This is a genomic window from Suipraeoptans intestinalis (genome assembly GCF_034091795.1).
Classification (GTDB): domain Bacteria; phylum Bacillota; class Clostridia; order Lachnospirales; family Lachnospiraceae; genus Suipraeoptans; species Suipraeoptans intestinalis.
In genome coordinates this window covers 1-22,033 of record NZ_JAXFXH010000009.1, presented here as the reverse complement: position 1 = coordinate 22,033, position 22,033 = coordinate 1, and the positions used below count along the sequence as shown (strand labels likewise).

Annotated in this window: 19 protein-coding genes; 4 read left to right on the top strand and 15 right to left on the bottom strand. The window is 48.8% G+C overall.

Translation table 11 applies throughout. From position 1 onward, the window contains the following. Window positions 1-193 precede the first annotated feature (193 nt). The 3 genes from SOW26_RS03105 to SOW26_RS03095 are packed head-to-tail and all read left to right on the top strand — an operon-like array spanning window position 194 to window position 2,311. Window positions 194-838, top strand: a complete 645-nt coding sequence (locus SOW26_RS03105) for a GntR family transcriptional regulator (RefSeq protein WP_154478154.1) — start codon at window positions 194-196, stop codon at window positions 836-838. Window positions 839-875: 37 nt separating this feature from the next. Next, window positions 876-1,808 (top strand): MATE family efflux transporter, encoded by a 933-nt coding sequence (locus tag SOW26_RS03100; RefSeq protein ID WP_320651874.1) that lies wholly within the window; start codon window positions 876-878, stop codon window positions 1,806-1,808. Then, window positions 1,769-2,311, top strand: a complete 543-nt coding sequence (locus tag SOW26_RS03095; protein WP_320651885.1) for an MATE family efflux transporter — start codon at window positions 1,769-1,771, stop codon at window positions 2,309-2,311. The genes SOW26_RS03100 and SOW26_RS03095 overlap by 40 nt, the downstream gene beginning before the upstream one ends. 19 nt (window positions 2,312-2,330) lie before the next feature. Here the strand turns inward: SOW26_RS03095 and SOW26_RS03090 are convergent, their stop codons facing one another. Together SOW26_RS03090 and SOW26_RS03085 are read right to left on the bottom strand one after the other, a co-directional pair. Continuing rightward, window positions 2,331-2,837 (bottom strand): YqeG family HAD IIIA-type phosphatase, encoded by a 507-nt coding sequence (locus SOW26_RS03090; RefSeq protein WP_276958522.1) that lies wholly within the window; start codon window positions 2,835-2,837, stop codon window positions 2,331-2,333. Further along, window positions 2,830-3,624 carry a shikimate kinase gene (locus SOW26_RS03085; protein ID WP_320651873.1) on the bottom strand — a complete coding sequence of 265 codons (795 nt, stop codon included), beginning with the start codon at window positions 3,622-3,624 and terminating at the stop codon, window positions 2,830-2,832. Before SOW26_RS03085 ends, SOW26_RS03090 begins: the two co-directional genes overlap by 8 nt. A gap of 435 nt (window positions 3,625-4,059) precedes the next feature. Here SOW26_RS03085 and SOW26_RS03080 point away from each other — a divergent pair, with 435 nt between their 5' ends. Continuing rightward, window positions 4,060-6,069, top strand: coding sequence for an oxidoreductase (locus tag SOW26_RS03080; protein ID WP_276958524.1), 2,010 nt, complete (start codon window positions 4,060-4,062; stop codon window positions 6,067-6,069). Between the two features lie 191 nt (window positions 6,070-6,260). Here SOW26_RS03080 and guaB read toward each other — a convergent pair whose 3' ends face one another. The 13 genes from guaB to lon form a co-directional block, all read right to left on the bottom strand. Further along, window positions 6,261-7,715: an IMP dehydrogenase gene (gene guaB, locus SOW26_RS03075; protein WP_154478149.1), complete on the bottom strand. Its 1,455-nt coding sequence runs from the start codon at window positions 7,713-7,715 to the stop codon at window positions 6,261-6,263. A gap of 124 nt (window positions 7,716-7,839) precedes the next feature. Then, window positions 7,840-9,510: a SpaA isopeptide-forming pilin-related protein gene (locus SOW26_RS03070; protein ID WP_276958525.1), complete on the bottom strand. Its 1,671-nt coding sequence runs from the start codon at window positions 9,508-9,510 to the stop codon at window positions 7,840-7,842. A 202-nt stretch (window positions 9,511-9,712) separates the two neighbouring features. Next, window positions 9,713-10,201 carry a DUF6106 family protein gene (locus SOW26_RS03065; protein ID WP_276958526.1) on the bottom strand — a complete coding sequence of 163 codons (489 nt, stop codon included), beginning with the start codon at window positions 10,199-10,201 and terminating at the stop codon, window positions 9,713-9,715. A gap of 326 nt (window positions 10,202-10,527) precedes the next feature. Continuing rightward, entirely contained in the window at window positions 10,528-12,153 is a 1,626-nt protein-coding gene (gene groL, locus SOW26_RS03060) for a chaperonin GroEL (protein WP_154478144.1), read from the bottom strand. Between the two features lie 31 nt (window positions 12,154-12,184). Further along, window positions 12,185-12,469, bottom strand: a complete 285-nt coding sequence (locus SOW26_RS03055; RefSeq protein WP_154478142.1) for a co-chaperone GroES — start codon at window positions 12,467-12,469, stop codon at window positions 12,185-12,187. 127 nt (window positions 12,470-12,596) lie between these two features. Continuing rightward, window positions 12,597-12,896 carry a hypothetical protein gene (locus SOW26_RS03050; protein ID WP_235899425.1) on the bottom strand — a complete coding sequence of 100 codons (300 nt, stop codon included), beginning with the start codon at window positions 12,894-12,896 and terminating at the stop codon, window positions 12,597-12,599. 4 nt (window positions 12,897-12,900) lie between these two features. Then, complete coding sequence (gene codY / locus SOW26_RS03045) at window positions 12,901-13,683, bottom strand: GTP-sensing pleiotropic transcriptional regulator CodY (protein WP_154478134.1); 783 nt, start codon at window positions 13,681-13,683, stop codon at window positions 12,901-12,903. 61 nt (window positions 13,684-13,744) lie between these two features. Further along, window positions 13,745-15,829 carry a type I DNA topoisomerase gene (gene topA, locus SOW26_RS03040; protein ID WP_276958527.1) on the bottom strand — a complete coding sequence of 695 codons (2,085 nt, stop codon included), beginning with the start codon at window positions 15,827-15,829 and terminating at the stop codon, window positions 13,745-13,747. A 40-nt stretch (window positions 15,830-15,869) separates the two neighbouring features. Further along, window positions 15,870-17,048, bottom strand: a complete 1,179-nt coding sequence (gene dprA / locus SOW26_RS03035) for a DNA-processing protein DprA (RefSeq protein WP_320651872.1) — start codon at window positions 17,046-17,048, stop codon at window positions 15,870-15,872. A 15-nt stretch (window positions 17,049-17,063) separates the two neighbouring features. Beyond that, window positions 17,064-18,611 (bottom strand): YifB family Mg chelatase-like AAA ATPase, encoded by a 1,548-nt coding sequence (locus tag SOW26_RS03030; RefSeq protein ID WP_154478131.1) that lies wholly within the window; start codon window positions 18,609-18,611, stop codon window positions 17,064-17,066. A 192-nt stretch (window positions 18,612-18,803) separates the two neighbouring features. After that, window positions 18,804-19,949 carry a sporulation integral membrane protein YtvI gene (ytvI, locus tag SOW26_RS03025; RefSeq protein ID WP_276958528.1) on the bottom strand — a complete coding sequence of 382 codons (1,146 nt, stop codon included), beginning with the start codon at window positions 19,947-19,949 and terminating at the stop codon, window positions 18,804-18,806. Beyond that, window positions 19,936-20,553, bottom strand: a complete 618-nt coding sequence (gene yihA / locus SOW26_RS03020) for a ribosome biogenesis GTP-binding protein YihA/YsxC (RefSeq protein ID WP_276958529.1) — start codon at window positions 20,551-20,553, stop codon at window positions 19,936-19,938. Before yihA ends, ytvI begins: the two co-directional genes overlap by 14 nt. A gap of 10 nt (window positions 20,554-20,563) precedes the next feature. Beyond that, window positions 20,564-22,033: endopeptidase La (gene lon, locus SOW26_RS03015; RefSeq protein ID WP_320651871.1), on the bottom strand; the 1,470-nt coding region annotated here is incomplete at its 5' end.

Here is a 22,033-nt window from a genome sequence, read left to right as displayed (position 1 = left end):
ACCCGAACCGGTATACCGGTCAAGCTTTCCTCTTTTTTTCTCCTTTTCTTACAATATTTTTCATGCTTTTCTGTGCATATTTGCTAATTTATTTTTAATTTTGATATTTTTTTGTCATATTCTTACAATATTTGACCTTTCCCTGGTTTTCCGCTATAGTGAACGTAAAAGACTATAAGAAAAGAGGTTTTTTATGACACCATTAAATCAGCAGGCCTATCTGTATCTGCAGGATCTGATCCAGTCGGATCGCCTGTCCTATGACCAGGTTTATTCTGAGACAAAGCTTGCCAAAGAGATCGGGATTTCCCGGACTCCTTTTCGGGATGCCATCCACCGTCTTGCCCAGGAAGGCTATATCGACATCATTCCCAGCAGAGGATTCCGGCTTCACAGACTTACCAGGACGGACGTGATCGAAACCTTCCAGGTACGCTCCGCTATTGAATGCTACTGCACCTATCAGATCGCTCTTGCAAGCCAGACGCCTGAAGCCAGACTTTTATTTCAAAGTCTTCGCGGGCTGATGTCCCAGCTGAAGCGTATTCTGGAAACTTCCCATTCTATTTCTGAATTTTGTGATTACGATTTCCGGTTCCATCAGGAAATCATTAACTTTGTACAAAACCGTCAATTTCAAGAGGTGTTTTCCACATTTCACTACCGGATGCGGAGACTGGCTCAGCTTTCCCTGGCTCATGAAGGACGTATGGAGGCTACCTATCAGGAGCACCTGAATATCCTCACCGCTCTGGAAAGAGGCGATGCCGATCACATCTACAAGATCACTCTGGTACACATGGAAACGCCAAAAGGAATCAATCTGGAAGATCTGTGAGCAAGGAGATTTTTCCCGGAAAGGAGGCAAATATTTTATGGAAGGACGAAATCTGGATCTTACTCAGGGGGTCATCTGGAAACAGCTGATCCTGTTTTTTCTGCCCATCCTGGCCGGAAGCATATTTCAGCAACTTTATACTACCGTTGATGCGGTTATCATCGGACAGTTTGCCGGCAAATCCGGTCTGGCTGCCATTGATTCCGTGCACAATCTGTTGAAGCTCCCTCTTAACTTTTTTACCGGACTTTCCGCCGGAGCAACCATTCTCGTTTCCCAGCTGTTTGGCGGGAAGCAGCTTCGCCGGCTGACGCAGGTTGCCCGCACTGCCATTGCCTTCTCTTTTGCAGGAGGTGTCCTTCTTTCCATTCTGGGGATCGTATTTGCTCCTGCTTGTCTGGATCTCCTGGAAGTTCCGCAGGACATCTACTCTCAGACGCTCTCTTATGTCCGCATTTATTTTTTCGGACTGTCCGTATCCCTCCTCTACAATCTTGGCGCCGGGATCTTAAGAGCCGTGGGCAACTCCAGAACTCCTTTTTCCATTCTGCTTCTTTCCTGCTCTCTCAATCTGGTACTGGATCTGTTCTTTGTAGGATTTCTGCGTCTGGGGGCTTCCGGTGCCGCTGCTACCACCGTACTTTCCCAGACCGTCAGCGCCCTTTTGATCCTGTATGTGCTTATAAAATCGTCTGACCAGCTAAGGATCCGGGATCATGCACAGACCCCGGACCCTCGGACGGCTCCGGCTTTTGATCCGTCGCCGTCACAAAAAAGAGACAGCCTTCTTCGTCTTTTTCCCTTCCGTATTCACAGGGAAAGCCTGCTGTCCATCCTTCGGCTTGGCATCCCCCTGGGACTTCAGTCTTCTTTTTATCCTATCGCCAACATGATGATCCAGACCAGTATCAACGCTACCGCACAGATTCCATTGCAGCCTGGGCTCTCTGCGGAAAACTGGATTTTCTGATCTGGCTTTCCACCGATGCGCTTGCAGCTGCAATCTCTACGTTTGCGGCGCAAAATTATGGTGCCAAACATTACAGGAGAATACAAAAAGGCGTCGCTTCCGGACTTTTTATCACATCCGGAATCGTCGCCTTGCTCAGCATCCTTCTTTACTTGTTCAGCGGAACCATCGGCAAGCTGTTCCTGCATCCGGCCGACCACGACATTCTTCCTCTGGTGGTCTCCATGATGCATTTTCTTGCTCCTTTTTATCTTCTGTATGTATTTGGTGAAATTCTTTCCGGAGCTATCCGTGGCACCGGAGAAACCTTTCTTCCCATGCTGGTATCCCTCTTGGGAACCTGCGCCGCCAGAATCCTCTGGATCCTGTTTGTCGTCCCCGGACATCCTTCCATCCTGGTGATCCTGGGCAGCTATCCGGTATCATGGTTTCTCACCGCATTGCTGTTTTCTATCTATTACCTGTACATCAGGCGAACCCGCCTGTCGCCTTCCCGTAGGTGATCCACCGCAGGTCTCCCCACTATTTCAGCTTTCTTTGTTTTTTCTTATAAAAATAAAGCACGATCTTCTCCAGGTATCTTTTTAGTACGATCTGGATCTCCTCTCTTGGATGGATCGGTTTTACCAGAAAATTATGGATCCCTGTCCGCCTTGCTCCCCATACATCTGTAAACAGCTGGTCTCCCACAAACACTGTCGTTTCCCGGCTTGTTCCCATCCGCTTCATGGCCTCCCGGTAGTTTTTTCGAGAAGGCTTGTGGGCGTCGTAGATATAGTTGGTCTGTACCTTCTGGTTAAACAGCTTCACCCTCTCCTCCCCGTTGTTGGACAGCAGACAGGTCTGAAATCCCAAAGCCTTCAGCCGCAGAAACAATGCTTCCGCCCTCTCATCGGAGGGATCCCCATGAGGTACCAGCGTGTTGTCTATGTCAAAAATAATTCCTCTGTATCCATTTTTATATAATTTTTCAAAATCGATCACATAGGTGCTTGCCACATAATGATCGGGAAAAAACATCTCAAACATTTTTCTGTATCCCTTCTTTTGTCAGCTGCTGTATCAGTTCTTCACATACCTGAAGAACACTTTTTTCATCTGTGCAGATCAAAATATCTGCCGCCGCTTCATATTTTTCTCTTCGCTCTTCCATCAGTCTGGCGATCGCTTCCACATTTTTTCTTCCCTTCAGCAAAGGGCGCTCTTCGCTGTCTTTCACTCTCTGATAGATCGTCTGTGGAGTTGCCGTCAGAAGTACCACTTTCCCGTTCTTTTTCATCTCAGCCACATTTCTTTCCCGCAGGGCAGCTCCTCCGCCGCAGGAAATGACCGTATGCTTTCGGGACTGCAGCTCTACCAGAAGGGCCGTCTCCAGATCCCTGAAATATTCTTCCCCACAGGCGGCAAAAATATCCGGAATACTCATGGCCTCCCTTTCTGCGATCACCTGATCCATCTCTACCACATCCAGAGCAAACAGACGGCTCAGACAGCCGGATACGGTGGTCTTTCCCACACCCATAAATCCGATCAAAATGATATTATAGTCAAACAGCCTTCTGGCCTGAATCTTCTTGCTGTTCCTTCTGATACATTCAAATACGGCAAACAGCTCTTCTTTGTGCCGGTTGTCGGAAAGCTTCTCCCCCCAGTATCGGTTCTGCTTTTCTTCCTGCTGCAGTTGAAGCACCGGAAGCTGATGCCTTTCCTTATAATCCATGATTTTTTCCACCAGCTGATTTCTCCGGATCAGCATCTCCATAATCTTTTCATCGCAGGCTGCTACCTGCTCCCGAAACTGTTCCAATTCGTTCATTGTTTCCCTCATAGTTCTTTTCACAAGCCTTCCTGTATCTGCTGTATTATAGCAAGCTTCCCTTCTCTTCGCAAGGCAGTTTCTCTGATCCGCCACAGTTTCCTCCATCGGTCACATCTTTCTCTGTCGATTTCCTATGGCAGCGCCCTGGTTTTTCCCGTTATCCATAGATAAATTCTATTATTTCTCATTTTTTACTAATTAGTCTTTTCTTTAACAATGCGATATACTCCAAATAAGAAAGAATCCTGCGCTACAGGATTCTCCGCCTGCGGCGAGTCGCTTTTGCGGCACGTTTCCCTACCGCCGCAGCGCGATCCTGGCGGAGTATTTTTGGTTTCACAGAACATATTTTCTTATGAAATCGGAAATCGAATCAAATTCATCGAAGATCTGAGGAAGCTTTCCATCAGATCTCAAATCAAAGGAGGGCCTATGAAAGTAAATTTTCCACATGTATTCCGTCCTATCACGCTCCGTTCCATGACAGTCCGAAACCGTGTTGTCATGATGCCTATGGGCAGTGATTTTGCAGGACATGACGGAGAACTCAGCGACGAACACATCCGATACTATGAGCTGCGTGCCAGAGGCGGCACGGGCCTTATTATCGTTGAAAACATCTGTGTGAAGTATCCGGAGGGTTCCAATGGGACCACGCAGCTTCGGATTGACAAGGACAGCTATATTCCCCGACTGTTTAATCTGACGGAAGCCTGTCACAGACAGGGCGCCTGTATCGGTATTCAGCTGAACCACGCAGGAGCTTCTGCCATGAGCTCCCGGATCGGAATGCAGCCGGTATCTGCCTCCACACTTCCTTCCAAGCCCGGCGGAGAAACTCCCCGGCCGCTTTCCAAAGAAGAGCTGGAAGCTATTGCAAAGGACTATGGGATTGGTGCAAAACGGGCAGTAAATGCAGGATTTGATCTGATAGAAATTCATGCGGGGCATTCTTACCTGATCAGTCAGTTCCTGTCTCCCACGATGAATGACCGAACAGACGAATTCGGCGGCTCCGCAAAGAACCGGTCCCGCTTCTGCCGCATGGTCATCGATCAGGTGCGCGCTGCCATCGGCCCCCATGTTCCCATCTCCCTGCGGCTGAGTGTGGATGAACTGGTGGCGGGCGGAAATACCGTTGAGGACTGCCTGGAATACCTGGAATATCTGCAGGATGAGGTAGACCTGTTCGATACCTCTGCCGGCTTGAATCCCACCATCCAATACCAGATCGATGCCAATTATCTGGAAGACGGCTGGCGGGCTTACATGGCAAAAGCTGTACGCGACCGTTTTCACAAGCCTACCGTCGCTATCGGAAACATCCGTGATCCCCAGGTGGCGGAAGATATCCTGGCGCGAGGGGATGCGGACTTTATCGGACTAGGCCGGGGGCTGATCGCCGATCCCGAATGGTGTAACAAAGTCAAGTATGGCCGCACCCAGCAGCTGCGGAAGTGTATTTCCTGCAATGTGGGATGTGTGGGAAATCGTATCGGCGGCAATAAGCCTCTTAGATGTACCATCAACCCCGACCTGATCTATGGAGAAGCCTACAAAAAATACAAGGTGTCCTCTCCCTGTAACGTGGTGGTAGTCGGCGCCGGAACCGCCGGCCTGGAGGCAGCCTGTACGGCAGCCGAGGTGGGATGTCATGTAACCCTTTTAGAAAAAACAGACAAAATCGGCGGACTGTCTGTGGAAATCTCCAAGATCCCCTCCAAAAAACGTCTGGCCGATTTCCCCACCTATCTGAAAGCTCGTGCCGGACAGCTGGAAAATCTGACCATCCTGACCAGCACAGAGGGAACTTTGGAACGTGTCAGACAGTATCACCCGCACCTGGTAGTAAACGCTACCGGTTCCGTTCCCATCCTTCCTCCTATTGATGGGTTGGCCCAACAGCTGCAGTCTTCCGCACCTGTTTTTTCCATTCTGGATTTTATTGCAGAGGTGGAGCGCTATCCGGAAGATCTGTCCGGCAAAAGGGTGGTGGTAGTCGGCGGCGGAGCAGTTGGGCTGGATGTAGTGGAATTTTTCGTGTCCAGAAATGCGCAGATCACTCTGGTAGAAATGCTTCCTACCATCGGAAACGGTCTGGATGCTTCTTCCATAGCAAGCGTCAAAGAATTCCTGCAAAAGGGACAAGTACGACAACTGACCGGCACTGCTTTGACCAAAGTACTCCCGGACGCCTTTTTGGTCAACCAAAATGGCACGGAAGAAACGCTGCCCTTCGACTATGGATTTGTATGTCTTGGCATGAAGGCATATGCTCCCGTTTTGGCCGAGCTTTCTGACGGGTTCCTGGGAGAGCCGGTAGAGGTATTGAATATTGGAGACTCTGTCCGTGCCAGGAGGATCATTGACGGAACCGATGCCGGCAGACATCTGGTACTGAATGCTTTGGATCAGATGGGATTTCTGGACATTATCCGATAAGCGTTTTCTTCCAGCCTGAGCGCAGAAAGTTATCCTGCTGCTCTGTCTCTTCCTTTGAGGCAGTAGGACAAAACGTGTTGACGGACTGGTCCCAATCCTGACAATCGATTTTCACAAAAAACCTCCCCCGCAGGAAGCAGACCGTTTCTGATCTGCCACCTGTGGGGGAGGTTTGTATGTTCTGTTATCTGTTACTCGTCTACGCTGTAGTTCGGCGCTTCCTTTGTAATGTGAATGTCGTGAGGGTGGCTCTCCTTCAGAGAGGCTGCGGAGATCTTCACAAACTGTCCTTTCTGCTTCAGATCCTCAATGGTGGGCGTTCCACAGTAGCCCATTCCGGAACGAAGTCCTCCCATCAGTTGGAACACGGTATCCTCTACCGTCCCCTTATAGGCAACCCGGCCTTCTACGCCCTCCGGCACCAACTTTCTTGCATCTGTCTGGAAGTATCTGTCCTTGCTTCCATTTTCCATGGCGGAGATGGATCCCATTCCACGATATACCTTATATTTTCTTCCCTGATACAGTTCAAAGGTTCCCGGGCTTTCATCACAACCCGCAAAAATGCTTCCCATCATACAAACATTGGCGCCTGCTGCGATAGCCTTTGTCATATCTCCGGAATACTTGATCCCTCCGTCAGCGATCACCGGGATCCCATGCTTGTCGGCGGCCTCATAGCATTCCATTACCGCCGTTATCTGGGGTACTCCAATCCCTGCGATTACGCGCGTCGTACAGATGGAGCCCGGCCCGATCCCGACTTTAACAGCGTCGGCTCCTGCACGGATCAAAGCTTCCGTAGCTTCTCCCGTTGCCACATTTCCTGCGATCACCTGGAGCTGTGGGAATTTATTCTTGACCATATCCACTGTACGCAGCACATTTGCAGAATGTCCGTGTGCAGAATCCATTACCACTACGTCCACTTTGGCATTGACCAGGGCTTCCGCTCTCTCCAAACAGTTGGCCGTGATCCCGATGGCTGCTCCGCACAGCAGTCTTCCCTGCTCGTCCTTGGCAGACAGCGGGTACTTGATCTGCTTTTCAATATCTTTAATGGTGATCAGACCCTTCAGATTGAATTCCTTGTCCACAATGGGAAGCTTTTCTTTCCTTGCTTTCGCCAGAATCTTTTTGGCTTCTTCCAGTGTGATCCCCTCCTGTGCAGTGATCAGACCCTCCGACGTCATAGACTCTTTGATCTTCTTGGAAAAATCCTCTTCAAATTTCAGATCACGATTGGTGATGATCCCCACCAGTTTTCTTCCCTCTGTGATCGGCACTCCTGAGATCCGGAACTTGCTCATCAGCTCATTGGCGTCTGCCAGCGTGTGCTCCGGCGAAAGATAAAAAGGATCTGTGATGACTCCGTTTTCGGAACGCTTTACCTTATCAACCTCTTCTGCCTGCTCTTCGATGGACATATTCTTATGGATGATTCCGATTCCGCCTTGCCTTGCCATTGCAATCGCCATACGGTGCTCCGTTACGGTGTCCATCCCTGCGCTCATCATTGGAATATTCAGTCTTACCTTCTTCGTAAGATAAGTGGATAAATCCACTTCATTTGGAATCACTTCTGAATAAGCCGGTATCAGAAGAACATCATCAAACGTAATGCCGTTTCCGATTATTTTTCCCATTTCACGAACCTCTCTTTCTTTTCACATGGTTTTCAATTTTTCGTTCTACAGAACTTGATTAACTGCTATAATAACCAATTTTCCTTGGATTTGTCAACCGCCGTTTACGGATGTCCGCCTCTTTTTAGTGCCGGCTGCTTCTTTTCACGTACAGCCGTCTTTTTGTCAGGAAAGAATTCCCAAAAAGAGCTGTCGCCGTCAGCATTCCTCCCACATAGAAAAGAACAAAATTTTTGTCGCCGGTCTTAGGCGCCGCCACTTTGCCTGCCGCCTTCTCACTCTTTTTTGTACCTCCTGAAACAGACGGCTTCTCTGCGGCAGGCTTGTCCGGCTGTTTGGGGATAGGCTGATTGGTGATCTCAACGGTCTTGACCGATCCATCCGTGCTTTCCAGCTTTACCTCCGTAATCTCCTGGCTCAACTGGTATCCCTCGGGAGCCGTGATCTCCCGGATGCTGTAGTCTCCCAGCGGCAAAGCTGCTGTTACCGCTAAGCCGTCCGCCCCTGTGGTAAGCGTCTCCACTACCTTTCCGTCTTTCAGGATCTCAAATACTGCGCCCTGCAACGGCTGGCTGTTTGAGGCGTCCATCTTTTTCACCTGGATCTTTCTGTTCCTGTTGCAGTAGGTCTCTCTCAGAGATTCTCCTCCCACCGCATATGCTCCTACCGTATTTTCCAGGATCCTGACTGCCGCCAGATGATTTCCATTGGACGATATCCCCGGCGTCGTCACATTAAAAGCCGAATAAATGGTTTTTTGTGTCTCCACCAGAATATTGTCCTCGTTCAGTTCCTTGTTGGAAACATAATTGTTTTTCAGATAGAATACATATCTTTTCTGGGTGTCCGTTCCCATGGTGTACTTTGTGAATCCCTGGCTTCCCTTGGAAACCTCCAGCGTATCCGTAACATCCTTCAGCGCAGAAAGATCCACCCCAAAGGTATCCGGGAATTCATAGCCGTCCGGAACCTCATACACACGGAACTCTGCCGTATCTGCCAGAGGTGTCGTATAGTTTCCATTCTCTGTTCCCGATATATACTCTACTGTAAATCCACCTTTTAGCTCTGTTCCTCTGGGATTCAGATAGCCGATCTGTGTGTAGGATTTTTCAGCCGGATTCACGTAAAGGATCCTGCTGATCAGGCTGAAGGTATTCGCTCCCTGCCGTTCGTCTGCATTCCCTCCATACGCAATGGTGTGCGTATAGTTTACCGGCTTCTCTGCAAATGTGTCCTGAAATGTATATTCTCCATTTTTGCGGATGACATCCGGTTTGATCGTCCAACCCTGTTCCAGCTCAAAAGAAACACTTTCTTTTCCTTCAATATAGTCACTTAGGATGTATGTAATCTTGTTGCTGTCCGGATCCAGGTTTGCATAGGCAAACAGAACTTCTTCACCGGTCTTGGTATCCGTCACATACAGATTCCCTACCTGTACCGTCTCCGGGCTTTGAAATCCGCCTAAGCGGTCTGCCGGATCCAGTTGATAGGTAAAATAATCGCCAGCCTTCAGGCTTCCGTCGTTGACCAGAGTCCCTTTGATATTCTCCATGATATACACCCATTCCGTGACAGGCGTATGATCCGGAAGCCGCTCCACCTTTTGCGTACTTTCATTATATCCGTAGAGGTATTCCTTGATGGTGATATCCTGGATCCTGGTATTGATATTTTTCCCAAGCTCACACGTATCCGCCGCATGTACCGGCAGGATCCCTCCTAGGAAAAGGACTGCGACTACCGCAGCGGCAGCAACGCCGGCTGCTTTTTTCTTTAAAAACATTTTCATACTGCTTTCCCCCATTCTTTGTTTCTGCCTATGATAACATACTGTCCCGGTGGGTTGCAATCTCTTTCTTCCTCTTCTGTTTCTCCTTTTTCGCGGAGTATTTCCTGCTCTTAGGCGAAACATCCTGTAGCCTTCAGGAAAAGCACAGACCCTGGAACTGTCTGTGCTTTTGCTTGCTTCCCTCATCCTTTTTGTCTGAAAATTAATGCAGTACTTTCCGCGGAGCCATCAGAAAAAATCCTTCTACCAGCTCTTCTCCCGGTTCAAACACGACCCGGTACAACTCTCCCTTTCGCCCGGCAACCAAAACGTATCGTTTGAATGCCGGCTGGTTGGAACTAAAATCCAGCATCCTGGCATTTCCATAACGCTCCAGCTCCCGGCTTCCTTCCGGTGCCAGAAGCTCCAGTTCTGAAACATTCATGGAAAATACGGTTTTCCTGCTGGATCTGTTAATGATCTTATCAATATCCAGATCTCCATTGATAAAAAGATATTCATATTCGATCCGGCTTCTTCTGACCGCTATCACGCAAAGTCCCACAAAGATGATCACCAACAGCACTCCCAAAAGATTGGACAGCGCGATATATGCCGAAATCAGGGCTGCTGCCGCCAATCCTGCCGCCGGAGCCAATTCCCTTCCCCCGGCTTTCCTTTTAACCATTTTTTCTGTATAAAAATCTCCCATATATCTACCTCCTGATCTGCCGGAGCCAAGATCCCTCTCTTTTAGGATCGGGCGCCGCAGCTTCTTTCTTTTTATCTGGCCGGAAACGGTGTCGTCTCTTTTATCGGATCCGCATTTTCCCTGTTTCCTGTCGCCTATTATATCATAAATCCCTGGAAATAGCATAAACGGAAACCTATTTTAACAGATTTTTTAACAGAAATCTCTGTGATTTCGTAAACCTTTTCTGTGTACCAAAGCCTCATGCCCTATCGACGTAAAAGATCCCTGTCTTTCCATACTGAAAGACAGGGATCCCCTCTTCTCCTCTGTAAAAAGCGGTACTCTTACATCATACCCATTCCCGCTCCGGCTCCGGCCGGCATAGCCGGTACTTCTTCTTTGATATTAGCCACCACAGATTCTGTAGTCAGAAGTGTAGATGCCACACTGGTGGCATTCTGCAATGCGCTTCTGGTTACTTTAGCCGGATCCAGGATCCCGCTTTCTACCATATCTACATACTCTTCTGTCAAGGCGTCAAATCCAACTCCTACTTCTGCTTCTCTTACTTTATTGATAATGACAGAACCTTCCAGTCCCGCATTGGCTGCAATGTGGAACAGCGGAGATTCCAGTGCTTTCAGGACTACCTTTGCCCCTGTCTTCTCATCTCCCTCCAGGCTCTCCACCAGCTCTTCTACCTTCTTTGCTGCGTGAATGTAGGCAGATCCGCCTCCGGCTATGATTCCTTCCTCTACAGCAGCTCTTGTTGCGTTCAGAGCGTCCTCCATGCGAAGCTTTGCTTCTTTCATTTCTGTCTCTGTAGCCGCTCCTACCCGGATCACTGCCACTCCGCCTGCCAGTTTGGCCAGTCTCTCCTGCAGCTTTTCCTTATCAAACTCTGATGTGGTCTCCTCGATCTGCATCTTGATCTGGGATACTCTGTCTGCGATTTCCTTTTTATCTCCCAGTCCGTCTACGATCACGGTATTTTCCTTCTGTACCTTTACCGATTTTGCGCGTCCCAGCTGATCCAGCGTGGTCTCTTTCAGATCCATGCCAAGTTCATCGGATACCACCTGTCCTCCGGTCAGGATGGCAATGTCTTTTAACATCTCTTTTCTTCTGTCTCCGTAGCCCGGTGCCTTCACTGCCGCTACGTTAAAGGTTCCACGCAGCTTGTTGACGATCAGAGTAGTAAGTGCTTCCCCTTCTACGTCTTCCGCAATGATCAGAAGCCTTGCCCCGGACTGCACGATCTGCTCCAAAAGAGGCAGGATCTCCTGAATATTGGAAATCTTTTTATCTGTGATCAGAATGTACGGCTCGTCCAGAACAGCCTCCATCTTGTCCATGTCTGTCGCCATATAAGCGGACACATACCCTCTGTCAAACTGCATTCCTTCTACCAGATCCAGTTCTGTCTTCATGGTCTTGGATTCTTCAATGGTGATCACTCCATCCTGGGATACCTTTTCCATCGCATCTGCCACCATCTCTCCTACTTCCGCATCTCCTGCCGAAATAGCTGCCACCTTGGCGATCTGATCCTTGTCTTTTACATTGCTGGACATTCCTGCGATTGCCTCTACCGCTGCATCTGTCGCCTTCTTCATTCCCTTTCTGAGAATGATGGGATTTGCTCCTGCCGCCAGGTTCTTCATACCTTCCTGTACCATGGCCTGTGCCAGAACGGTAGCCGTCGTTGTTCCGTCTCCTGCCACGTCATTGGTCTTGGATGCAACTTCCTTGATCAACTGCGCTCCCATATTTTCAAATCCATCTTCCAGCTCGATCTCCTTTGCGATCGTCACCCCATCGTTGGTGATCAGGGGCGCTCCGAAAGATTTATCCAGTACCACATTTCTTCCCTTTGGTCCCAATGTTACGCGCACCGTGTTGGCCAGCTGATTGACTCCTGCCTCCAGGGCGCTTCTTGCCTCTGCTCCATATTTGATCTCTTTTGCCATGTCTGCTTCCTCCTAACTGTCTGTTCTTGTCTTATTCTACGATCGCAAGGATATCATCCTGCTTTACGATAATGTATTCTTCTTCGTCAATTTCTACGGTAGTTCCCGCATATTTGGAATAGATAACAGTCTGTCCGACTTTCACATGCATCTCTACTTCTTTTCCGTCTACCGTTCCGCCAGGTCCTACTGCGATCACTTCTGCCTGCTGCGGCTTTTCCTTTGACTGCCCCGGAATCACGATCCCTGATTTTGTAGTCTCCTCTGCAACGGATTGCTTTAAAACAACTCTTTCTCCCAATGGTACTAACTTCATGGTAATTCCTCCTTCTGTGTACAAGTCTTGTTAGCACTCAAAAAAAGAGAGTGCTAAAACTCTTATTAATAAGATAGCACTCCCTCTCCTCTTTGTCAACAGACTTTCTGTTTAGTTTAGAAGATTTTTATACATTTTTATAAAAGCCGTTTTTGATGGCAAATACCACAACTTTTCCTGCTTTATTTTCATATCGCTCTACGATGGTCCCCCGGCAGAACACACTGGCCTCCTCTGTTTCTATCTGACACAGATATGCCGCATCCAGGGAAAACCTGGGAAGCTTTGCCTCTGTGGAGATCAGATGGATCCTTTCTGCCTCCCGGTCACAAAAGATCACACGGCAGGGATGGGGTTCTTCGTCAAAAAATCCCTCTTGCAAAAAGAGCTGTTCCATTTGCAGCAATGCATCACATTTTTCATACATAAGCTTACCTGATCTTTTCTTCTTTCAGTCTTTGCAGTTCCGGAAGCACGTACTCGTTCACCACTTTGATGTAGGTCCCTTTCATTCCGGAAGAACGTGATTCGATCACTCCGGCGCTCTCAAACTTGCGCAGTGCGTTTACGATGACGGAGCGGGTAATTCCCACCCGGTCAGCGATCTTACTTGCCACAAGGATCCCCTCCGTTCCTTCCAGCTCATCAAAAATATGGATGATCGCCTCCAGCTCGGAATAGGACAGCGTATTGATGGCAGAATGAACAATATGCTCTTTTCTTGACTCTTCCGCACTTTCTTCATTCACAGAGCGAAGCATCTCAAGCCCTACGACCGTCGTTCCGTACTCACTCAGGATGATATCGTCAATATCGTACAGCTCGCCCGCCTTGTAGATAAACAACGTTCCCAGTCTGGCTCCCGCAATATCAATGGGAGTAATGATGGCCTGGTATCCCTTTACTGCTTCTGCTGAAAAGCCCAGCGTCTGAAGATTCACGTTTTCCTTGGTGGATAAGATTCCCAGAAGCCTTTCATTTAACATTTCATCAATATGCGTGCCGATGTTGTGTTCGATCATTTCCGTGATGCAGGGAACCATTTCGGATGCACTTTCCCCCAGCACCTTTCCTTTTTTGCTGATAACCAGAACATTGGATTTTAAAATATTCGTCAACACTTCACAGATGTCATCAAATACCACTTTGCTGGAATTGTTATTATGCAGTAGTTTGTTAATCTTTCTTGTTTTATCTAATAATTGTACACTCATATGAACCCTCCATTCTCTGAGAGCATACTATCATACAAACAGGTAATTTTCAATGAATTCCCTAAATATTTTTATGATTTTCCATAGTTTCAACATACCCGCACTTGTTGTCACTGCAAAGAAGTTTATTTCCTTTTTCTACCATATAAGAGCCACAGCGTGGGCAGGCCTTCTCTGACGGTTTCTGCCAGGACATAAACTCGCATTCCGGATTGTTTTCACAGCCAAAATATTTCCTTCCCTTTCGCGTCTTACGAAGCACCACCTCTTTTCCGCAGACCGGACACAAAACTCCGATCTTTTCCAGGTAGGGCTTGGTGTTTTTACATTCCGGAAATCCAGGACACGCAAGGAATCTGCCGTGAGGCCCATATTTGATCACCATGTTTCTGCCGCACAGCTCACAGATCACATCTGTCTTCTCATCTTCGATCTTTACCTGCTCCTGCTCTTCCTCCGCTTTCTGGACAGCCTTGTCCAGATCGGGGTAAAAGTTTTCAATGATGGTCTTCCATTTTACCTTTCCCTCTGCCACCCCGTCCAAAAGACTTTCCATATTGGCGGTAAAATTCACGTCTACGATCGTGGGGAAGGACTGCTTCATAATAGTATTGACCACTTCCCCCATCTCTGTCAGATACAGGTTCTTGTTTTCCTTGGCCACATACCGTCTTCCCAGAATGGTGGATATGGTGGGCGCATAAGTACTGGGACGTCCGATCCCCAACTCCTCCAGCGCCTTCACCAGCGCCGCCTCTGTGTAGTGAGGCGCCGGCTGTGTGAAATGCTGCTTCGCATCAAATCCGTCCTCCGTCAGCACGGACCCTTCCGTCAGATTTCCCACCAGCGTATTTTTTTCTTCTTTTTCTTCTCCGGCTTCTGTATAAACCAAACGGAAGCCTTCAAACGTCACCTTGGAGGCGGACACCTGAAAGCGGTACTCTCCTCCTGCAATCTTAACAGAGATCGTTTCATAAACCGCCGGCTGCATCCTGCTGGCCACAAACCGTTTCCAGATCAGCTGATACAGGCGGAATTGATCTCTGCTGAGAGAATCCTTCATCATGGCAGGTGTTCGGGAAACGTCTGTGGGGCGGATGGCTTCATGGGCATCCTGGACGCTCTTTTTTTCCTTCTCCTTCTCTCCTGCTCCCGATACCGCATACTGCTCGCCGTAGGTGGCACCCACATATGCCCTTACCGCTGCTTCCGCCTCTTTTGACACACGGGTAGAGTCCGTACGCAGGTATGTGATGAGACCGATCGTGCCGTTCCCCTTGATATCCACACCTTCATACAGCTGCTGTGCAATCCGCATGGTCTTGGATGTGGCAAAATTCAAAGCCTTTGAGGCTTCCTGCTGCAGCGTACTGGTGGTAAAAGGAACCGGAGGTTTTTTGGTCCGCTCGCCTCTTTTGATGCTGTCTACAGAAAACTTTTGTCCTTTCAGTCTTTTTAGGATCCCGTCCATCTCTTCCTGAGAAGAAACAGTGATCTTTTCCTTTTCCGTTCCATAGAGCTTCGCAGTCAGAGGCTTCTTCTCTCCCTTGACCTTCAGCTTTGCATCCAGAGTCCAGTATTCCTCGGGAATAAAGCTGTTGATCTCTTCTTCCCTGTCTGCGATTAGACGCAGCGCTACCGACTGTACTCTTCCTGCGCTCAATCCTCTCTTTACCTTCGCCCAAAGCAGAGGGCTGATACGATACCCTACCACTCGATCCAGCACTCTTCTTGCCTGCTGGGCATCCACCAGATCCATATCGATCTCTCTGGCATGCTTTAAGGATTCCCGCACCGCGTTCTTGGTGATCTCATTAAAGCTGATCCGATAAACCTTTTTCCCCTCCAGTTTCAGCGCCTTACTAAGGTGCCAGGAAATGGCCTCTCCCTCCCGATCTGGGTCAGTGGCAAGGTAGATCTTGTCTGCCTTTTTTACTTCTTTCCTAAGATTGGACAGAATCTCGCCCTTTCCCCGGATCGTAATATATTTCGGTTCATAATCCTGTTGTACGTCCACTCCCATCTGACTTTTGGGCAGATCTCTTACATGACCGTTTGAAGCCATTACCACATAATTACTTCCCAGAAATTTTTTGATTGTTTTTACCTTTGCCGGTGACTCGACGATTACCAGACAGCGTGCCATGCCATTCTCCTTATCTTCTACACTTTTCCTTGCTTCTATCCTAAACTCTTCTGTAGTAATTCTTTGAAACTTCTTCGATATGTCCCATCAATTCCAGCGTGATCAGTCGTTCCATAAGAACTTTCCCCGTAAGTTTTGTCTCTTCTGCCAGCTGATGCAGACTCTTTGGGGATAAATCGACACAACTATACACTATATCTGTTTCTTTTTCAAGCACTTTCTCTGTTTTCTCAAAATCACAGGATATCGCCTCTGTCATCCCCAATTCTCTTAGCAGATCTTTTGGAGACAGCAAAATTCCCGCTCCCTGGGCGATCAGACGGTGGCAGCCCCGGCTTAATATACTGTCTGCCGGGCCCGGCAGTGCATAGACGTCTTTCCCTTGTTCCAACGCAAAATCCGCCGTAATAAAGGATCCGCTTTTTTCTCTTGCTTCTATTATAATCGTCACATCTGACAGGCCGCTGATCAACCGGTTCCTCCTGGGAAAAAATTCCGGTCGGGGGCGTTCTTCCAGCGGATATTCCGACAAAAGTCCTCCTGTTTCTGCCAGATCCGCATACAGACCTCTGTTTTCTCTGGGGTAGCAGATGTCCACACCGCTTCCCAGGACGCCGCAGCTATATCCCTCTCCGATTATGGCTCCCCTTTGTGCCGCTCCGTCAATCCCCCGCGCCATTCCACTGATGATCTGCACCCCGGCTTTCCCAAGGACTTTTCCATATTCCAGGGCAAACCTTTCCCCATAACGACTGCACTGTCTGGCCCCTACGATAGCCGCCGTTTTCTGCCCTTCTTTTGGCAGCCGTCCCTTAAAATAAATTCCATACGGCCCGTCCTCTATCCTCCTTAGCCTTTCCGGAAACTCCGCCGCATGATAAGGAAGAAACGATACCTGCTCCTTTTTCAGTTTTTCCCATGCCCTCTTCGGACAGAGTGCTTCCCTGGCCTTCCACAGAATCTCTTTTTCTCTGTCTGTCAGGATGTTCAGCTTATCCAACAGCTCCCGGTTCAGATGATAGACCTCTCTTCCACTTCCCAGCATTTCCTGCAGGCGTTTCTTCTTTTTCCCGCGGATCTGCCAAATGGAGGCAAACCACGCTTCGTAAGGAACATCTGTCTCCTCTTCCTGCTTCTGTCCGTTTTCTTCCTGCGCTTTCTCTCTTTGTTTCAGTTCTTCCTGACTTTCTTCTTTTTCCTCTTTCTGTTTCACTTTCACAGACTACTCCCTTCTCTATTTCCAATATCTCTTGTCCAGCATCCGATAGCCGATCGCCTCCTTTAGATGAACCGCTGAAATCTTTTCGCTTTCGTCCATATCCGCAATGGTACGCGCCACTTTTAATATCTTATGGTAGGTTCTGGCTGTCAGATCCAGCTTTTTAAATGCTTGCTTCATCACTTCCTCCTCCACAGGTCCCAGGTGACAAAACTCTTCCAGATCCTTTGGTTTTAACCGGGCATTCACCAGAAATTCTTTTTCTCTGTACCTCTCCTTTTGGATGTCTCTCGTCCTCTGCACTCTTTCCCGGATCATCCGGGAGCTTTCTCCCTCCTCCTTTCTTCGCAGAACTTCGTAGGAAAGCTTTGGCGTTTCAATGCAAACATCCATGCGATCCAGCATAGGCTGACTGATCTTTCCCAGGTAGGTACGGATCTGATGCGGTGTGCATACACAGGTTTCCTCATCCGGATAATTCCCGCAGGGACAGGGATTCATGGCTCCCACCAGCATAAAATCTGCCGGAAACACACAGCTTGCCTGCACTCTTTGGATCTCTATCTCTTTTTCTTCCATGGGCTGTCTTAATACTTCCAGCACGGCCTTTTGAAATTCTGCCATCTCATCCAGAAACAGAACTCCTTTATGTGCCAGACTGATCTCCCCCGGAGCGGGAATCCTGCCTCCTCCTGCCAACGTAGTCTTAGTCACTGTGTGGTGAACACTGCGAAATGGTCTTGCTTCTAATAACGGATGTTCTGTATTCAGCTTGCCCAGCACACTATAGATCTTGGTGATCTCTATCTGTTCTTCCCGGGTCAGTTCCGGCAAAATAGTAGGGATCCGGGCGGCGATCATAGATTTCCCGCTTCCGGGCGGACCTAAGAGCAGCAGATTGTGTCCTCCTGCCACACTGACTTCAACCGCCCTTTTTACGATTTCCTGTCCCTGTACTTCCCGGAAATCATTTATAAATTGATTCGTTTCTTTTTCTATCTTTTTCTCTTCTGTCCTTTTTTCTTCTGCCTTTTCTTTAAATCCTTCGAGATTTCCCCGCAGATACGCTACTGCTTCCCGCAGGCTGCCTACTCCCAGAATCCGGATCCCTTCTGCCAGCCTTCCCTCACTGGCATTATCCCGGGGAAGCATACAGGTATGAAATCCCTGCTCTTTTGCATAGAGCACGATAGGCAGGATTCCCGCTACCTTCCGTACTCCGCCATCCAGCCCCAATTCTCCTACCACCAGGATCCCTTCCAGCTTTCCTTTCGGAAATAGCTCCATTCCCTCCAGCAAAGACAGTGCGATCGCAAGATCAAACCAGGTGCCCTGCTTTCTCAGCACTGCCGGTGCCAGATTGACCACGATCCGCCTGGGCGGCATCTGGATGCCTGAATTCCGGATCGCCGTCCTGACCCGTTCAGAAGCTTCCCTGACCTCTGATGATAAATATCCCACCATCTGAAACAGCGGAAGCCCGTTGCTGATATCCGTCTCTACATGGATTTTTTTCACATGGAGCCCCCAGATCGCCGCAGACAGAACTCTGCTAAACGCCATTCTCCTTCCTCCTTTATTCTGTTGTATTGTTTGGGTTTGTTTTGAATTGTGTCCGATCCGGACTTTGATTGAAAATAAAAAATGGATAAGATGTGTTCATCTTATCCCATTTCTTTTTCTGTGTCAATTCACAGTCTGCCGGTCTTTTATTTTTCTCTTTTTTATGCCTGACTGTCCGGATCCGCCGAAGCTTTATGGCTTTCGAAGCTTCATAATACCGTCTGCCAGGATCTTGACGTCATCCAAAATATAATCGAAGGCTCCTGCCTTGTACAGATTGATCACGATCATTCCCACCGGCACGGCGAAGATCATCGCCGCCACACCGCCCAGCTTATAGCCGCCATACAGCAGCACCAACGTGATCAGTGGGTTCATCCCGATGCTGTCCCCCACCAGTTTGGGCTGGATCAATTGTCGGGCCAGTTGTGTGACTGCGTACAGAATCACCAGTGCGATCGCCATTTTGTAATTTCCCACCATCAGTTTGTATACTGCCCAGGGAATCAGAGCTGTCCCCGTTCCAAAAAAGGGCAGGAAGTCCAGCAACGCCACTGCCAGAGCCAGCAGTGCGGAAAATCTCACTCCGGTAATGGAAAAGCCTGCCAGCAGAAGAACAAACACCACTCCCATGATCTTAAACTGCGCCTTAAAATAGCCTCCTACCGCATATTTTAAGTTGGACATCACCAGGCTCATTCTTTTTACGATGGGATCCGGCGTTACCTTCTTGGACCATCGCAGCACCTCCTCCCGCTCTGCGATCAGAAAATAAGCGGATATAACTGTTACAATCGTAGAAATCAGCATTGACGGTATTTTTTTGGCCGCGTTTCCTGCCGCCGTCACGGTAGGCGTACTGATCTTGCTGATGATCTCTCCCATGGTTTTATCCAGATTTTTTATACTGGAATCCAGACCGCTTTGGATGCCTTCCGGCAGTTTTTCAAAGATGCCCTTCAGATTGCTTCCGATCTGCTGCAGCCCTTTCTCCAGCTCCCCGTACATATTGGGGATATTCTGGGACAGAGAGGAAATCTCTTTCCAGATCCAGCTTCCGGCTACATAGATGAGAAAGATCACCACCGCCAGCACCAAAATGATGATGAAGGCCGATCCCAGCTTTTTCACGATCTTCAATCGTTTTTCCAGCCAGTTTACCAGGGGACTGGCCAAATACGCCAAAAACCATCCTACTACAAAAGGCATAAAGAAGCTTAAAAGTTTCACGCCTGCCACGATAAACAGAAGGGTTCCCAACAGGCTGAAGGTCAGGCTTACAATCACCTTCCAGTAAGGCCTCTGGTCACGCAGAAGCGTATGGTTATCCTCTTTCATCCGATTCCACCTCCTCATGAAGCAGGCATTTTTCCTCTGCCAGATTCCAGATTTCCTCCCTTCCCTGCTTTGTCACAGAAGAAAATCCGACGATCTTCGTTCCCGGCAGAACTCCCAGTCCCTGCCGGACCGCTTTCAGATGCTTGTCGATCTGGCTTCTCTTTAACTTATCCAGTTTTGTTGCAATAATGATAGGTTGGAATCCTTGCTCTACGATCCAGCGATACATCATTTGATCATTTGCGGAAGGATCGTGACGTATATCAATAAGCAAAAAGATTGCTTTTAGTTGCTTTGATCCGTGCAAATACCTTTCGATCAGCTTCCCCCATTTTTCCTTTTCCTTCGCCGACACCTTCGCATAGCCGTAGCCCGGAAGATCCACCAGGTACAGCTGCTCATTGATGTTGTAGAAATTGATCGTCTGCGTTTTTCCCGGGGTTGCCGACGTTCTGGCCAGAGCTTTCCGGTTCATCAGGGCATTGATCAGGGAGGACTTTCCCACATTTGATTTGCCGGCAAAGGCGATTTCCGGAAGCGTATTTTCCGGAAGCACGCTGGTGATCCCACATACCGTTTCCAAACAAACATTTTTAATAACCATATCGTTCCTCTTATTCTTTCTCTTTCACAAACGCAGCTTCCAGTACCTGATCCATCTGAGAAACCAGACGAATCTCCAGTCCCTTTGTGATCTCCGCTGCTATCTCATTCACGTCCCTGGCATTTTCCTTCGGTACCAGCACTGTCTTAATTCCTGCATTTTTCGCTGCCAGAAGCTTTTCTTTCAGACCTCCGATGGGAAGCACACGGCCCCGAAGCGTGATCTCTCCGGTCATCGCCACGTCTGCCCTTACCTTTTTCCCCGTGATGGCGGACAGCATCGCCGTTGCCATCGTGATCCCGGCAGACGGTCCGTCTTTTGGCACCGCTCCTTCCGGAATGTGGATATGAATGTCATGTTCTTTGAAGAAGTTGTCTGCGATCCCTTTTGTCTCACCCACCGAGCGGATGTAGCTGATTCCGGTTCTGGCCGACTCTTTCATCACATCTCCCAGTTGTCCGGTGAGAAGGATCTCTCCGGATCCCGGCATCACATTGACTTCGATCTGAAGGGTATCGCCTCCTACGCTGGTCCATGCCAGGCCTCTTACGATCCCTACTTCGTCCTCCGTATTTGCCATCTGATATACAAATTTTTCCTTGCCCAGATATTTTTCCAGATTTCTTTCCGAAATACGGATCTCTTTCTTCCCGGTTTCCAAAATCTCCTTCGCCGCCTTCCGGCAGATATTTCCGATCACTCTTTCTAGCTGCCGGACTCCTGCTTCCTTGGTGTAATTCCGTATGATCTTTCCCAGAGCTGCCCGGCTCAGCGAAAGCTGTCCGGCTTTCAGTCCATGTCTGGAAAGCTGCTTGGGAAGCAGATGTCTGCCGGCAATATGCAGCTTTTCATTTTCTGTATAACTGCTGATCTCAATCACTTCCATACGATCCAGTAAGGGTCTGGGAATCGTCTGCAGCGTGTTGGCCGTGGTAATGAACAGCACCTCTGACAGATCTACCGGCACTTCCATGTAATGATCCCTGAATTTCCGGTTCTGCTCGGAATCCAGCACTTCCAGAAGGGCGGAAAATGTATCTCCTTTGTAATCATTACTGACTTTGTCGATCTCATCTAGGAGCATCAGGGGATTTTTTACCCCTGCCTGCTTTAAGCCGGTCACCAGTCTTCCCGGCATGGCTCCCACATACGTTCTTCGATGTCCGCGTATCTCCGCTTCGTCTCTGACCCCGCCCAGCGAGATTCTTACGTAGGGCTTCTTCAACGCCTTCGCCAGGGATTTTGCAATGGAGGTTTTTCCCGTCCCCGGAGGGCCTGCCAGACAAAGGATCGGAGAATCCCCTTTCTTTGTCAGCGCCCGCACTGCCAGAAACTCCAGCACCCGTTCTTTTACCGGTTCCAGTCCGTAATGGTCTTCATCCAATATCTTTCTGGCGTACTCGATATCCTTGTGTTCCTTGACCACCCTGTCCCAAGGCATATCCAGAAGGGTTTCAATATAGGTGCGGATCACTCCTGT

Bases quoted from the DNA above. Each gene is read 5' to 3' on its own strand.
- SOW26_RS03105 (WP_154478154.1), top strand. From the start codon at position 194: ATGACACCATTAAATCAGCAGGCCTATCTGTATCTGCAGGATCTGATC.
- SOW26_RS03100 (WP_320651874.1), top strand. From the start codon at position 876: ATGGAAGGACGAAATCTGGATCTTACTCAGGGGGTCATCTGGAAACAG.
- SOW26_RS03090 (WP_276958522.1), bottom strand. From the start codon at position 2,837: ATGTTTGAGATGTTTTTTCCCGATCATTATGTGGCAAGCACCTATGTG.
- SOW26_RS03085 (WP_320651873.1), bottom strand. From the start codon at position 3,624: ATGAACGAATTGGAACAGTTTCGGGAGCAGGTAGCAGCCTGCGATGAA.
- SOW26_RS03080 (WP_276958524.1), top strand. From the start codon at position 4,060: ATGAAAGTAAATTTTCCACATGTATTCCGTCCTATCACGCTCCGTTCC.
- guaB (WP_154478149.1), bottom strand. From the start codon at position 7,715: ATGGGAAAAATAATCGGAAACGGCATTACGTTTGATGATGTTCTTCTG.
- SOW26_RS03070 (WP_276958525.1), bottom strand. From the start codon at position 9,510: ATGAAAATGTTTTTAAAGAAAAAAGCAGCCGGCGTTGCTGCCGCTGCG.
- SOW26_RS03065 (WP_276958526.1), bottom strand. From the start codon at position 10,201: ATGGGAGATTTTTATACAGAAAAAATGGTTAAAAGGAAAGCCGGGGGA.
- groL (WP_154478144.1), bottom strand. From the start codon at position 12,153: ATGGCAAAAGAGATCAAATATGGAGCAGAGGCAAGAAGCGCCCTGGAG.
- SOW26_RS03055 (WP_154478142.1), bottom strand. From the start codon at position 12,469: ATGAAGTTAGTACCATTGGGAGAAAGAGTTGTTTTAAAGCAATCCGTT.
- SOW26_RS03050 (WP_235899425.1), bottom strand. From the start codon at position 12,896: ATGTATGAAAAATGTGATGCATTGCTGCAAATGGAACAGCTCTTTTTG.
- codY (WP_154478134.1), bottom strand. From the start codon at position 13,683: ATGAGTGTACAATTATTAGATAAAACAAGAAAGATTAACAAACTACTG.
- topA (WP_276958527.1), bottom strand. From the start codon at position 15,829: ATGGCACGCTGTCTGGTAATCGTCGAGTCACCGGCAAAGGTAAAAACA.
- SOW26_RS03030 (WP_154478131.1), bottom strand. From the start codon at position 18,611: ATGGCGTTTAGCAGAGTTCTGTCTGCGGCGATCTGGGGGCTCCATGTG.
- ytvI (WP_276958528.1), bottom strand. From the start codon at position 19,949: ATGAAAGAGGATAACCATACGCTTCTGCGTGACCAGAGGCCTTACTGG.
- yihA (WP_276958529.1), bottom strand. From the start codon at position 20,553: ATGGTTATTAAAAATGTTTGTTTGGAAACGGTATGTGGGATCACCAGC.